13 protein-coding genes are annotated in these 12677 nt (G+C 60.4%); 6 read left to right on the top strand and 7 right to left on the bottom strand.

Annotated elements, in window-relative coordinates; translation table 11 throughout:
- Positions 1-12: 12 nt before the first annotated feature.
- Positions 13-1212, bottom strand: coding sequence for an efflux RND transporter periplasmic adaptor subunit (locus WDN02_RS00605; RefSeq protein ID WP_337291657.1), 1200 nt, complete (start codon positions 1210-1212; stop codon positions 13-15).
- Positions 1209-1913, bottom strand: coding sequence for a TetR/AcrR family transcriptional regulator (locus tag WDN02_RS00610; protein WP_337291658.1), 705 nt, complete (start codon positions 1911-1913; stop codon positions 1209-1211). The genes WDN02_RS00605 and WDN02_RS00610 overlap by 4 nt, the downstream gene beginning before the upstream one ends.
- A 222-nt stretch (positions 1914-2135) precedes the next feature.
- Here WDN02_RS00610 and lepA point away from each other — a divergent pair, with 222 nt between their 5' ends.
- The 3 genes from lepA to WDN02_RS00625 all read left to right on the top strand — a co-directional run bounded on the left by lepA (position 2136) and on the right by WDN02_RS00625 (position 4636).
- The gene (gene lepA, locus WDN02_RS00615) at positions 2136-3935 is read left to right on the top strand and encodes a translation elongation factor 4 (RefSeq protein WP_337291659.1); all 1800 of its coding nucleotides are present in this window, start codon (positions 2136-2138) and stop codon (positions 3933-3935) included.
- A 7-nt stretch (positions 3936-3942) separates the two neighbouring features.
- Positions 3943-4260 (top strand): carboxymuconolactone decarboxylase family protein, encoded by a 318-nt coding sequence (locus WDN02_RS00620; RefSeq protein WP_337291660.1) that lies wholly within the window; start codon positions 3943-3945, stop codon positions 4258-4260.
- Positions 4261-4408: 148 nt separating this feature from the next.
- Positions 4409-4636: a hypothetical protein gene (locus WDN02_RS00625; RefSeq protein WP_337291661.1), complete on the top strand. Its 228-nt coding sequence runs from the start codon at positions 4409-4411 to the stop codon at positions 4634-4636.
- A 55-nt stretch (positions 4637-4691) separates the two neighbouring features.
- Here WDN02_RS00625 and msrB read toward each other — a convergent pair whose 3' ends face one another.
- On the bottom strand, positions 4692-5093 hold the full coding sequence (gene msrB / locus WDN02_RS00630) for a peptide-methionine (R)-S-oxide reductase MsrB (protein ID WP_337291662.1): 402 nt from the start codon (positions 5091-5093) through the stop codon (positions 4692-4694).
- A 238-nt stretch (positions 5094-5331) separates the two neighbouring features.
- On the opposite strand from msrB, the gene WDN02_RS00635 reads away from it, so the two are divergent.
- Entirely contained in the window at positions 5332-6576 is a 1245-nt protein-coding gene (locus WDN02_RS00635) for a GGDEF domain-containing protein (RefSeq protein WP_337291663.1), read from the top strand.
- A 338-nt stretch (positions 6577-6914) separates the two neighbouring features.
- Here WDN02_RS00635 and WDN02_RS00640 read toward each other — a convergent pair whose 3' ends face one another.
- Positions 6915-7283: a DUF488 domain-containing protein gene (locus tag WDN02_RS00640; RefSeq protein ID WP_337291664.1), complete on the bottom strand. Its 369-nt coding sequence runs from the start codon at positions 7281-7283 to the stop codon at positions 6915-6917.
- Between the two features lie 35 nt (positions 7284-7318).
- Positions 7319-8413: an alkene reductase gene (locus tag WDN02_RS00645; protein WP_337291665.1), complete on the bottom strand. Its 1095-nt coding sequence runs from the start codon at positions 8411-8413 to the stop codon at positions 7319-7321.
- A 198-nt stretch (positions 8414-8611) separates the two neighbouring features.
- Between WDN02_RS00645 and WDN02_RS00650 the strand changes: the two genes are divergently transcribed.
- On the top strand, positions 8612-9301 hold the full coding sequence (locus WDN02_RS00650; RefSeq protein WP_337291666.1) for a type 1 glutamine amidotransferase domain-containing protein: 690 nt from the start codon (positions 8612-8614) through the stop codon (positions 9299-9301).
- A gap of 58 nt (positions 9302-9359) precedes the next feature.
- Positions 9360-10577, top strand: a complete 1218-nt coding sequence (locus WDN02_RS00655; RefSeq protein WP_337291667.1) for a YbfB/YjiJ family MFS transporter — start codon at positions 9360-9362, stop codon at positions 10575-10577.
- A 1-nt stretch (position 10578) separates the two neighbouring features.
- On the opposite strand, the gene WDN02_RS00660 is transcribed toward WDN02_RS00655, so the two are convergent.
- A complete protein-coding gene (locus WDN02_RS00660; protein ID WP_337291668.1) occupies positions 10579-12276 on the bottom strand; it encodes an FAD-dependent oxidoreductase in 1698 nt (565 codons plus the stop codon).
- A complete protein-coding gene (locus WDN02_RS00665) occupies positions 12276-12581 on the bottom strand; it encodes a UBP-type zinc finger domain-containing protein (protein ID WP_337291669.1) in 306 nt (101 codons plus the stop codon). The genes WDN02_RS00660 and WDN02_RS00665 overlap by 1 nt, the downstream gene beginning before the upstream one ends.
- Positions 12582-12677: the final 96 nt, after the last annotated feature.

A 12677-nucleotide genomic window follows, 5' to 3' on the forward strand; every position in this document is an offset into this window, starting at 1 on the left:
GGACTCCGCCGCTCAATAGGGGCTGGATTCGGCCGGAATCTTCGGCGGCGGATCACTTGAAATCGCGACCGGCACGCCCGACTGCAGCTTGATCTGGCCAACGGCGACGACTTGATCGCCAGGCTTGATGTCTTTGCTCGCGATCACCACGCGGCCGTCGATGCGCTCACCCGTTTTCACAAAGGTGCGCTCGGCCGTCAGTGCCGGCTTGCCGTCGGCACCTTGCGATTTCTTGATGAGGAAGACGGAATCGCCATAGAGCGAATAGTCCGCAGCCGTTTCCGGCACCGTCATGACAGGCGCCTCCGAAGGCAACACGATCGTCGCGGTGGCGAACATGCCCGGCTTCAGCGCATGGTCGGGATTCTCGAACGTCGCCTGGACCTCGATGTTGCGTGTGTCCGTGCTGACTTGCGGCTCGACCGTGGTGATCTTGCCGGTAAAGACGCGGCCTGGATAAGAATCAACGCTGATATTGACGGTCTGTCCGAGTTTAAGTTGAGCGCTGTTCTTTTCCGTCACGGTGAAATTCACCCAGATTACCGACAGATCGGTGAGGGTGACGATCTGCGTGCCAGCATTGAGGAACTGACCAACTTCGATGTGACGCAAGCCGAGCTCGCCGTCGAACGGTGCAAGGATCAGCTTCTGCGAGATGATCGCCTTGGTCTTGGAGATGCCCGCCATGGCCTGATCGTAGGTTGCTTGCTGATCGTCGACTGTCGCTTGCGGGCCGAACTGGCGCAACGCGAGTGCCTTGGCGCGGTCGAGCGAGAGTTTTGCGCCCACGGCCTGCGCCTGGAAGCTGGCGAGATCACCCTGTTCCGGCTCGTCAAACAATTGGACGAGCGGCTGGCCTTTTTTCACATGCGTGCCGGGCTCGAACATGATTTTCACGACGCGGCCGGAAACTTCGCTCGTCACATTGACCTGATGCACCGCGACGACATCGCCGATGCCGGTCAGGAGATTGGGCAGAACCTCGCTTTTGACATCCGCGACACTGACCGTCGCCGGTGGCATTTTCATATTCGCGAAGAATTGCGCAATCATATGATTGCGAAACTGGTTGAAGCCCCAGAACACCCCGACGAGCAGCGCCATCAGCACCACCATGATCGAGAACCAGAGCTTGGTGCGCACCGGCTTGTCGGTCTTGGGCTTGCGATAGGCCGTTCTGGCGGAGACTTCGGTTTCGGCAGAGAGCGTCATCTGGCAAATTCCAATACGGAGGCTTCGAAACTTCCAAAGGGGATATCGAGAGCGGCATGCATCTCAATCGCGGCATCGGTGAGGCCGATCCCGCGCAGGATGTAGATGCAGACTTCGCGTTCCAGCTCGACAGGCGGCGGATAGTCGAGCGAGGGCAGCAGCGGCATTTGCGTCGCCGCCAGCGTGCAGAGCGTGTGATGCGCAAACCAGAAGAGATTGCGCGAATTGGCGCCGCCGCGCGTGGCGTCGCCGACTGCGATGGCATGATCGAGCGAATTGATGAAAATCGGCGCGATGACCTGTTCGACCTTGTCGAACAATATTTTGGCGAATTCACCATCCTCGAGATAGCTCGAGAAGGTCAGCCGCAGCTTCTGATTGCCTTCGGCATCCGAACCATCCGCAGCGGAGATGAAATAATGCGTCATGCCACGCACGATCAGCGCCAGCGTGCGCGTCGAGGGCGGCTCGGCCCGCAGCCGGGCAAGACCTGGATCGGCGGTACAGATGTCCGCCAGAATAGCTGCATAGATCGCCGATTTAGTCGGGAAGTGCTTGAAAAGCAGCGCTTCCGAAATCCCCGCGGCATCGGCAATCCGCCGGGTGGTCGTCCCGCCAAAGCCGTGACGGGCGAAGAGCGGCAGTGCGCACTCGAGGATCTGCTGGCGACGATCGTCGCGCGAAAGCCGGGTCGGTTGCATGGTCGTAAGTGACCACTCACTTACCGATCTGTCAAGCTGAGCCGTAGATTTTTCTCCCCTCCGCGGCCGCGGCGCGAACCGAATTTTCCCGGTGCCCGACGCTCCGGGCAATAAAAGCGCGGGCGGCCCGGCGGGATGGCCCCAAAATGTTGCCGGGACAATCCCCGCGATCGTGCAACGCACGCCTTTCTTTCGCGTGGGGCGCCTGCTATCCCGCGACGCATGACCAAGCTCGAAAATATCCGCAATTTCTCCATCGTCGCGCATATCGATCACGGCAAATCGACCCTGGCGGACCGGCTGATCCAGACGACCGGCACGGTGGCCGCACGGGATATGGTGGAACAAGTCCTGGACTCGATGGATATCGAGCGCGAGCGCGGCATCACCATCAAGGCACAGACGGTGCGCCTCCAATACAATGCCAAGGATGGCGAGACCTACATTCTCAATCTGATGGACACGCCCGGCCACGTCGATTTCGCCTACGAAGTCTCGCGCTCGCTGGCGGCCTGCGAAGGCTCGCTGCTCGTCGTCGATGCGAGCCAGGGCGTCGAGGCACAGACGCTCGCCAACGTCTATCACGCGCTCGACGCCGGGCACGAGATCGTCCCGGTTCTGAACAAGATCGATCTGCCGGCGGCGGAGCCCGAGCGCATCAAGCAGCAGATCGAGGATGTCATCGGCCTCGATGCCTCCGACGCCGTGCTCATCTCGGCCAAGACCGGCCTCGGTATCGAGGACGTGCTGGAGGCCATCGTGAAGCGCCTGCCGCCGCCGAAGGGCGATGCCAAGGCGCCGTTGAAAGCACTGCTCGTCGATTCCTGGTACGACGCTTATCTTGGCGTGGTCGTGCTGGTGCGCGTTTTCGACGGCGTGATGAAGAAGCACCAGAAGATCAAGATGATGGGCACCGACGCCCATTATGTGATCGACCGCATCGGCGTCTTCCGGCCGAAGATGCAGGATGTCGAGGAACTCGGCCCCGGCGAGATCGGCTTCATCACCGCGCAGATCAAGCAGGTCGCCGACACGCGCGTCGGCGATACGATTACCGACGAACGACATTCTGTTGCCGAGGCCCTGCCCGGCTTTAAACCGGCGCAGCCCGTCGTCTTCTGCGGCCTGTTTCCGGTGGACGCGGCGGATTTTGAGGATTTGCGCTCGGCGATGGGCAGGCTGCGCCTCAACGACGCGAGCTTTTCCTATGAAATGGAGAGCTCGGCGGCGCTCGGCTTCGGCTTCCGCTGCGGCTTCCTCGGCCTGCTGCATCTCGAAATCATTCAGGAACGGCTGGAGCGCGAGTTCAACCTCGACCTGATCGCGACCGCCCCGTCTGTCGTCTATCAGCTCGTGATGCGCTCGGGCGAGACGATCTCGCTGCACAATCCCGCCGATATGCCCGACCCGTCTAGGATCGAGCGCATCGAGGAGCCGTGGATCCGCGCGACGATCCTGACGCCGGACGATTATCTCGGCGCGGTCCTGAAGCTCTGTCAGGAGCGGCGCGGCGTCCAGGTCGATCTCAACTATGTCGGGGCACGGGCGATGGCGGTCTATGATCTGCCGCTGAACGAAGTCGTCTTCGATTTCTACGATCGCCTCAAATCGATCTCGAAAGGCTACGCCAGCTTCGACTACAACATCACCGATTACCGCGAGGGCGATCTCGTCAAAATGTCGATCCTGGTCAATGCCGAACCGGTCGATGCGCTCTCCATGCTGGTCCATCGCGACCGGGCGGAAATGCGCGGCCGCGTCATGGTGGAAAAGCTGAAAGAGCTGATCCCGCCGCATATGTTCCAGATTCCGATCCAGGCGGCGATCGGCGGCAAGATCATTGCGCGCGAGACGGTGCGCGCCTTGCGCAAGGACGTGACGGCGAAATGCTACGGCGGCGACGCCACCCGCAAGCGCAAGCTTCTCGAAAAGCAGAAGGCCGGCAAGAAGAAGATGCGCCAGTTCGGGAAAGTGGAAATCCCGCAGGAAGCGTTTATCGCCGCGCTGAAAATGGATTCGTGAGGACGCTATGGACGAGATGAAAAGCCCGCGTGAAGCCGCACGCCCTTTCACACCGAAACTCACGGCACTCGTCGAAAGTCCCCTCTACGATAAGGTTTGGGAAGATCCCGAACTTTCCAAACGCGACCGAAGCCCTGTGACTGTCGCCTCGCTCATTGCCCTTGGCAGCACCGATGAGCTACCGGCCCATTTGCGCCGCGCCCTCGACAACGGCGTCACAAAAACAGAACTCAGCGCGCTGATCACCCATCTCGCGTTTTATGTGGGATTTCCGGCTGCGATCACGGCGTCGCATATTGCGCATAAAGTGCTGGGACCAATCTAAGCGGACACCGCCATCGACGAAAATCGCTTCGTGACAAACGCAGCCACGGCGATAAACTGCCTGTTGTTCGACGCGTTTTCTCCACGCGAAGCGGTTCGCGCTTCGCTCGAAAACGCTTTGAATTGGATGCGCTGCGGATCGAGGCGCCATGTACATCATCGCCCGCAACATCAAAGGCCCTGCCAAAAGCCGGAACCTCCGCTGCGAGGCGCTGATGGTCGACAAGGCAAGCTTCACGGTTTGGCCGCCCTCCAGCGAGGACGGCTGGCGCCGCGCCTATAAATTCCGCGACAAGCTGATGGCCGAAGTTGTGCGCCTCGAACTCGACCCGATGGGCGAAAAGCTGAAGGTAATCGAGGCGGTTTACATCCCCTAGAAAGCGGCGTGGAGGCCGGGCGATCCCCGGATCGAGCCGGGGATGCCGTGACAGCCTATTCCGGGTGGAAATTCATCGCCACGCCATTGATGCAATAGCGCAGGTGCGTCGGCGGCGGCCCGTCGGGGAAGACATGCCCGAGATGGCTGCCGCAGCGGCTGCAATGCGCTTCGACGCGCTCCATGCCGTAGCTGTTGTCCACGCTGGTCTCGACCGAGCCGGGCACCGGATCGTTGAAGCTCGGCCAGCCCGTGCCGCTCTCAAACTTCGTCTTCGAGACGAACAGTGGCTGGTCGCATCCAGCGCAGGTGAAGCTTCCAGCCCGCTTTTCGAAGTTGAGCGCGCAGGAGCCGGGCCGCTCCGTCCCGTGGCCGCGCATGACCTGATATTGCTCCGGCGTCAGCAGCTTGCGCCATTCAGCCTCGGAATGCGTGACGGGATAGTCTTTGACGTCCATGATATTCACTCCCTCGCGCGGCTTGGGCTCCGCGCTTTCCAGCATTATTACGCCAATTCCGCGGATTTGTTACAAGACAGAGACGGCAGCGCTTCGGCCACGCGCCAACGCGATTGTGACGTCTTGGACCCAGGAAAATCGGCCATAAGCAAGAAAGTCGGAGCCACCGAGAGCGATTGTTAAGCCTCGCTGGCTAATAATTTCGCCCCTCTCAGGCGGGTAGGACGCAGGCGTCTGCATGGCCGATAACGGCGCACACATTTCATCCTCAACAAGCGCTGACCTCGCCTCCATTGACGCCGCGATACGGTCCAGAAACTGGCTGTTGCGCTTCCCCGGCAAATTGGAAGCGGTCTTTGAGCGCGACACGGGCGAGGAAAGATCTCGCGACCTTATCGTCCGCGCCTATATCGGCATCGTCGTTTATGACCTTTTCGCGATTGCGGATTATTGGGCGACGCCAAAGCTTTTCTGGACCGCCTTCTGGGTCCGGGCGGCATTTTTCACGCCCGTAGCCCTCGTCATCACGGCGATACTGCACACGCATCCTCGCGCCTTCATCCGCGAAAGCCTTATCTGTATCGGCGGCGGCGCCATCGCCGTCGCGACGATCATCTTTCTCATGGCGGAGAGCGGCGGCGCGCCGCAAGCGACCCTGCATGAATCGATGATCCTCGTCGTTCTTTTTCTCTCCGTCGTGCAAAGAACGCGATTTTCGTTCCTGGCGCCGACGTGCCTCGCCATCATCGTGGTGCATGTCCTCGCGGTCGCGTATTTTTATCATTATGCGATGGGACAGCAGGTCGCGATCAACATGGTGTTCAGCGCAGCGGTGATTTTCGCGCTCATCGCCGCCTATACGATGGAGCGCGATCTGCGCCTGCATTACCTGCTGTCGCAGCGCGGCCTGGCGCAAAATTCAGAACTCGACAAAATGACCCGTCGCGACTCGTTGACCGGTCTCGGCAACCGTCGCGCGCTTGAAGAAACTCTCGCCGCCTGCGAGCAATTCGACTTCGCGGTCGAGCTCTCGATTGTCCTGCTCGATATTGACCATTTCAAACTCTTCAACGATTCTGCGGGACATCAGGCTGGTGATCTCTGCCTCAAACGCGTGGCCGGCATCATCCAGGCGGAATTGCGCGGGCAGGCCGATCACGCGTTCCGCTTCGGCGGCGAAGAGTTCATCGTCGTCCTTCCCCAGACAACAATGGCGAAAGCGCTTGTTGTCGCCGAACGGATGCGCCGAGCTATCGAAAGCGCCGGCATTCCCCATCCGGCGCTCGAGTCTGCAGCCTATGTGACGGCGAGCTTCGGCGTCGCATCGGGCCAGCCTGCGTTCGATCTCACCGCCAACGGGATCGTCGCTAATGCCGATGAATGCCTTTATGCCGCCAAGCGCAATGGCCGCAATCAGGTTTGGCCCGGGAGCCCGGCCGGCATCGGCCCGGATACTGGCACATCCACATCATTGAAAGCATAAACCGCCCGCTCGCCGATTTTCCGGATACCCTCCTATTACCGCGTGTTTCTCGCCGAGACTTTAGATGAGCTCCATGATCGAGAGTGGTCAGCGCCTGACCAGGAGGACGAAAACCATCGCATTGGTCTTCGTTGTCGTGTTCATAGCCGCTGCGATTTATTACTCTCGGGATCGGCCTAAACGCGATGAAGTCCTCATACCTTGCGGTGGTTGGCAGCATGATGCGGGCAGCACAAACCCGCCGAGGGCCCCGGTCACACCCAACGGAACGCCGTTGATCGGGTCGTTATCGAGCAACCAGTTGCGTCCGAGGTGTTAGGGCCCACAGCGCGCTGCACTCAATGGCGATGCGCGGCGAGATATTCGACAAGCGCGAGAGCGTTGTTATGCAATTCGTCGTGCGCCGCGTAAACAAGCGTCGTGTGGCCGTGCTTGATGACGTCGAGCAATTGAGTCACGGCCTCGTCGCTTTTCGCGAGCTCGGCCCAGTAACGCGTCCGAAATTCCGGCCAACGCTCCGGATCATGGCCAAACCATTTGCGTAGGTCGGTGCTCGGCGCGATGTCCTTCAGCCACAATTTGACGTCGGCATGTGCCTTACTCAATCCACGCGGCCAAATACGATCGACAAGCACGCGGGCGCCGTCGGCGGCGGACGCAGGCTCATAGACTCTCTTGATTTGGACCCGAGAGGATTTTTCAGCCACTGCAAGCCCTCCACAAGGTCACGGACCGCGCCACCTTACGATGTTGGCGCTGCCGCGAATGTCGGGAAATCTATATAGCCTTTCGCGCCACCGCCGTAAAAAGTCTCCTGCGGGGCGGTCGCGAGCGGTTCATCGCGTTGCAGACGCTCGACCAGATCGGGATTTCCGATGAAGGGCCGCCCGAACGCCACCATGTCTGCCAGTCCGTTCGCGATCGTCGTCATGGCCAGTTCGCGATCATAACCGTTGTTGGCGATATAGGCGCCGCCAAAAGCCCGATGCAAAGCCTGGAAATCGAATTCGGCCTTCGCATTGTCGCCGCGCGTCTGGCCTTCAATGCAATGCAGATAGGCAAGGTTAAGCGTGCCAAGTCTCTCGGCCAGAAATCCGTAGGTCGTCTGCGGATCGCTATCGAGCGGCGTATCGCCTGCGGATTTCGTCAGTGGCGATAGGCGCACGCCGACGCGTTCGGGTCCCCAGATTTCTGCGACGGCGCGTGCGACTTCGAACGTCAGTCGCGTGCGGTTTTCGACCGATCGGCCATAGGCGTCGTCGCGTTTATTGGTGCTGTCGCGGATGAATTCTTCAAGCAGGTAGCAATTGGCCGAGTGAACTTCGACACCGTCAAATCCGGCGTCCTTCGATTTGCGCGCGGCGTTGCGATAATCGTCGATGATACCGGGAATTTCGTCGGTGCGGAGCGCCCGCGGCATGGATGGCCGCTCGAAGCCCGTTTCGATATAAGTCAATCCACCGGCTTGGATTGCCGAGGGCGCAACCGGCGGCTGGCCGCCTTCCTGCAAGCTGTCGTGGGAAATACGTCCGACATGCCAGAGTTGTAAAACTATGTGGCCGCCGGCTTCGTGGACGGCCTCGGTCACAGGCCGCCATGCGCGCACATGCGCATCCGTATAAATCCCCGGCGTGAACGCGTAGCCCCGGCCCTGCCGCGAGATGTTCGTCGCTTCGCTGATGATGAGGCCGGCGGACGCGCGTTGACGATAATATTCGATCGCAAGCGGCGTATGAACGCCTTCCATATCAGCGCGGGCGCGGGTGAGCGGCGCCATCGCGACGCGGTTGGACACGGGAATAGCGCCGATTTTGCCCGGCGAAAACAAGTCAGCCATCGATCAATCCTTCCAGATGTATTGGTGAGGCGAGTTGAATTTTAATGGAGACCCAATCTCCCCTTTCCACATTGTTTAAGGTCAACGCGGGCGCATCGTCCATATATGGCAGCGATCAGTGAAGCGCATCGCCTTACAAGCTTCATTGACATAGGCTTTATTGACGCCTCCGCTCATTGATCGACCGAGGAGATTTCCATGAAAATTCTGATGGTCCTGACCTCCCACGACAAGCTCGGCAACACTGGACGAAAAACCGGCTTCTGGCTTGAGGAGCTTGCCGCGCCTTACTACGTCTTCAAGGACGCCGGCGCGGACATCACCCTTGTCTCGCCGAAAGGCGGCCAGCCACCGCTCGACCCCAAGAGCAACGAACCGAATTTTCAAACGGACCTCACGCGGCGCTTTGAGGCAGATGCCGATGCCAAGGCACAGCTCGCCGCGACGCTGCGCCTCGACAGCGTCAAATCCGACGATTTCAACACCGTGTTCTATCCCGGCGGCCACGGCCCGATGTGGGACCTCGCTGAGGATCCGAATTCCATCAAGCTGATTGAATCGTTCCTTGCGGCCGGCAAGCCTGTTGCGCTTGTCTGCCATGCGCCGGGCGCGTTGCGTCATGTGAAGACACCAGAGGGCCGACCTCTCGTTGAAGGCAAGCAGGTTACCGGCTTCACCGATACCGAGGAAGAAGCCGTTGGTCTCACAAAGGTTGTGCCTTTCCTCGTCGAAGACGAGTTAAAGGCGAAAGGCGGTATTTTCTCCAAGACGCAGGATTGGGGCGTGCATGTTGTCAGCGATGGTCTGCTGACCACAGGTCAAAACCCTGCCTCGTCAGGCCCTGCGGCAAAAGTACTGCTTGAGAAGCTCGCCGCAACGGCCAAGTAAGGCCCATCGACCGTTCAGGAGGCGCGCACGCGTCTCCTGAATCGGCGCGAAGGGCACCATGGATAAAATCGTCACGCATCCAACGCCGCTCGGACCGAGGACTTCCGAAGTCAGCGTCTGGCGGGCGACTCTCTCGGCCTTCTGCACGAGCCTTGTGGGCATTGGCCTCGCGCGCTTCGCCTACGCGCCGCTGCTGCCAGCGATCATCAATGCGCATTGGTTTGCGCCATCGGCCGCGGCCTATCTCGGGGCCGCCAACCTCGCCGGCTATCTCGGCGGCGCGCTGCTCGGCCGACAACTTGCCGCGCGGATGCGCGTTGCGATGGCGCTACGGCTGATGATGGTCTTGGCAACTGCCGCGTTCTTCGCCTGCGCGTTCCCGCTCTCGTTCCTTTGGTTCTTCGCCTGGCGGTTTGTCGCGGGTCTTTCCGGTGGCGTGTTGATGGTGCTCGCGGCCCCAACGGTCCTTGCGCATGTCCCTGCCCGGCGGCGGGGCCTCGCCGGCGGAATTATTTTCATGGGCGTCGGCATCGGTGTGATCGCGTCCGGCACGCTCGTTCCATTTTTGCTTCACCAAAGTCTGACTGAAACGTGGCTCGGGCTCGGCTTGCTCTCGCTTGCGTTGACGATCGTCGCGTGGGGCGGCTGGCCGGCCGAGGCTCCGAAGACCGCCCATATCGAGCCGCGCCAGCAGCCGCATCATCGCGGCACGCTCAGGGCGCTTTACGTGGAATATGCGCTGAATGCGGCGGGGCTTGTGCCGCATATGATCTTCCTTGTCGATTATGTCGCGCGTGGCCTCGGCCAGGGCCTGCAAACCGGCGCGGAATATTGGGTGCTGTTCGGATTGGGCGCGACGGCCGGACCTTTGCTGACCGGGCATCTTGCGGACCGCGCCGGCTTCGGCCCCGCCTTACGTCTTGCTTACTTGCTGCAAGCTGCGGCCGTCGTGTTGCCGGCGCTCGGCCTCGGGCCGGTGTCATTGATCATATCGAGTGTGGTCGTCGGCGCCTTCACGCCCGGCATCGTGCCGTTGGTGCTGGGGCGGGTGCATGAATTGCTCGCGCATCATCCCGCTGAACAAAAGGGCGCCTGGAGCGCGGCGACCATCAGTTTCGCGATGTTGCAGGCGACGGCTGCCTATGGGCTTTCATTCATCTTTGCGGAAAGCGGCGGCAATTACCGATTGCTTTTTGTGATCGGCACAATGGCCCTGTTGGCTGCGCTAGCGATCGATCTTGTTGCAGCCGTGCTCGCCCGCCGCAGAGTAGTCTAGTTCAATTGCTTGGATCCGTGGCAGCCTGTTTGGCGAGCCAGCGATGGATCGCATGCACGACGACGGAACCTTCTCCAACGCCGGACGCGACCCGCTTGACCGAATTGGCACGCACATCGCCGACGGCAAAGATGCCCGGGACGCTCGTGGCGTAAGGCGTCGTCAGCGACTCACCCTCTTTTATACGGCCGGTTTCTACAAACCCTTTCGGATCAAGATCAACGCAGCCGTTGAGCCAATCGGTATTCGGCACGGCACCAATCATGAGGAAAAGATTCGACGTTGAAACTTGCGTTTCGGCACCCTCTTTGTCGCGCCATCGCACGGCTTCGAGGTATTTGTCGCCGATCAGAGCGGTGATGTCGCATCGCGTGTGAAGCGTGATCTGCGCAGATTCCTCGATACGCCTGACGAGATAATCAGACATCGTTGCCGCGAGCCCATCACCGCGAACAAGAATATGAACGTGTCTTGCTTTGCGTGAGAGATAGACGGCGGCCTGACCGGCCGAATTTCCGCCGCCGACGACAATGATCTCCGCGCCGGCGCAAAGATCGCCCTCGATCGGGGTGGCCGCATAATGCACGCCCTGGCCCTCGAACCGCGCCAAGTCTTCGACATCGAGCCGCCGGTAACGCGCGCCGGAGGCCACGACGACAGCGCGAGTCGTCACCGCGGTTCCACCTTCCATGTGAACGCGAAACGGAAAACCGCAATCGAGACCTATCGCGGCGCGTGCGACGGCAAGCCGGGCGCCAAACTTCTGGGCCTGCACCTGCGCGCGTCCGGACAGCGCCTGCCCTGAAATCCCGGTTGGAAAGCCGAGATAATTCTCGATTCGCGAACTGCTGCCGGCCTGCCCTCCCGGCGCCATCGATTCGATGACAACCGTGTCGAGACCTTCGGACGCCGCATAGACGGCTGCGGCCAAACCAGCCGGCCCGGCGCCGACCACGACGACATCGTAAATGCGGTCTGGATCGAGATGTTCGGTGACGCCGAGCGCGTCCGCGAGTTCGCTGTTTGTCGGCTTCTGTAACACCTCACGCGCATTGATGATCACAACCGGCTGAGCGTTGCCCTCAAGGTGAAAGTATTTCAATGCAATAGCAGCATCGGGGTCCACATCCGTATCAAGAAACCGATGCGGACAGGCATTGCGGGTGAGGAAGCTTTGAATGCGCAGCGTGTCGCTTAAACGCTGACTGCCCACGAGGATCGTACCGCCCTCGGCATGCTGGATAAGTCCGACGCGGCGCAAAATGAAAGCGCGTAGGATGATCTCGCCAATATCGGGTTCAGAACTCGCCAATTTTCGAAACGATGCGGACGAAATCCGCACGACCTTCGTCGGCCGCGCCGCGCGGGCGCAGACGAACACAGCCCGGCCGCTGAGATGATCCAGTTCGCCCGTGAATTCGCTCGCTTCATGTGTGACGACGAGAACGTGACCGCCGTGGCCATCGCTCTCCAGAATGTCGACGGCACCTTCGAGGATGAGAAAGAAATCAACGTCGCGATCACCGACGTGATAGAGATACGCGCCGCCGTCGAAGCTGTCCGGCTGCCCGTATTTCTTGATTCTCTCCACCATCTCTGGCGGCAATTTCGGGAAGGTCTGCGCCGGCCGATCATACGGGTCCGTCGGCATCGCGCCGTCGTAGCCCGAAACGGATTTGGAAGGACGCGAGGGGCTCATCAAATGTAACGCGGGATCGGGCCGAGCTGCGGCGTTTGATCGGGAAGGTCCACGAAGATCTCCTCGACATAACACCAGCCCCATCCCTCCGGCGGATCATAGCCTTCGATGATCGGATGGCTTGTCGCATGGAAATGCGCGGTGGCGTGCTTGTTGGGAGAATCGTCGCAACATCCGACGTGGCCGCAGGTGCGGCAAATGCGCAGATGAACCCACCGATCTCCCATCTTGAGACATTCCTCGCAGCCCCGCGCGCTGGGCGTAACGTCGCGGATCGAATGCAAATGGTGGCAATGTTCGGACATAGAATCCTCGGCCGCGGTTGCGTCTCAGACGACACGGCCGAGGATATCGGGTCTTCGGGGAAGACTCCACTCTTATGGGACGAGCGTCTCATTCTC

This window comes from Methylovirgula sp. (assembly GCF_037200945.1).
GTDB lineage: Bacteria > Pseudomonadota > Alphaproteobacteria > Rhizobiales > Beijerinckiaceae > Methylovirgula.

Coding starts and splice junctions, on each gene's coding strand:
- WDN02_RS00665 (WP_337291669.1), bottom strand. CDS start 12,581: ATGTCCGAACATTGCCACCATTTGCATTCGATCCGCGACGTTACGCCC.
- lepA (WP_337291659.1), top strand. CDS start 2,136: ATGACCAAGCTCGAAAATATCCGCAATTTCTCCATCGTCGCGCATATC.
- WDN02_RS00610 (WP_337291658.1), bottom strand. CDS start 1,913: ATGCAACCGACCCGGCTTTCGCGCGACGATCGTCGCCAGCAGATCCTC.
- WDN02_RS00655 (WP_337291667.1), top strand. CDS start 9,360: ATGGATAAAATCGTCACGCATCCAACGCCGCTCGGACCGAGGACTTCC.
- msrB (WP_337291662.1), bottom strand. CDS start 5,093: ATGGACGTCAAAGACTATCCCGTCACGCATTCCGAGGCTGAATGGCGC.
- WDN02_RS00645 (WP_337291665.1), bottom strand. CDS start 8,413: ATGGCTGACTTGTTTTCGCCGGGCAAAATCGGCGCTATTCCCGTGTCC.
- WDN02_RS00635 (WP_337291663.1), top strand. CDS start 5,332: ATGGCCGATAACGGCGCACACATTTCATCCTCAACAAGCGCTGACCTC.
- WDN02_RS00620 (WP_337291660.1), top strand. CDS start 3,943: ATGGACGAGATGAAAAGCCCGCGTGAAGCCGCACGCCCTTTCACACCG.
- WDN02_RS00625 (WP_337291661.1), top strand. CDS start 4,409: ATGTACATCATCGCCCGCAACATCAAAGGCCCTGCCAAAAGCCGGAAC.
- WDN02_RS00605 (WP_337291657.1), bottom strand. CDS start 1,212: ATGACGCTCTCTGCCGAAACCGAAGTCTCCGCCAGAACGGCCTATCGC.
- WDN02_RS00650 (WP_337291666.1), top strand. CDS start 8,612: ATGAAAATTCTGATGGTCCTGACCTCCCACGACAAGCTCGGCAACACT.
- WDN02_RS00660 (WP_337291668.1), bottom strand. CDS start 12,276: ATGAGCCCCTCGCGTCCTTCCAAATCCGTTTCGGGCTACGACGGCGCG.